Genomic DNA, 328 nt, shown 5'->3' on the forward strand with positions numbered 1-328 from the left:
CTCTCGGCGACAGCGCGTTTGATGCGGTGCTGCTTCTCGCCGATCCAGGCGCGGTCGCTGCCGTGTCCGGCGAAATGCTGGGACAGCTCGGTCAGCGTCTGCTCACCGTCCGGGTCGATCAGCACGCCGCCGATATCGGCGAGGGCGTCGTAGCCGGTGGTGCCGTCGATGGGCAGTGTCGCGTCCAGCGGTTCCCGATTGGCCAGGATCTTCTCCACCAGCAGCAGTCGGTGCGGTCCGATGAGGCTACGCAGCCGCGACAGGTAGGCCGCGGGATAGGACAGGCCGTCGGGGTGGTCGACCCGCACACCGTCGATCAGTTCGTGCT

At 67.7% G+C, this 328-nt stretch carries 1 pseudogene; it reads right to left on the reverse strand.

The annotated features are described in order from the left end of the window. Positions 1-328: pseudogene (locus GV790_RS29460) on the reverse strand (malto-oligosyltrehalose synthase); the annotation flags it as partial.

Source organism: Nocardia cyriacigeorgica (genome assembly GCF_010858045.1).
Lineage (GTDB): Bacteria > Actinomycetota > Actinomycetes > Mycobacteriales > Mycobacteriaceae > Nocardia > Nocardia cyriacigeorgica_E.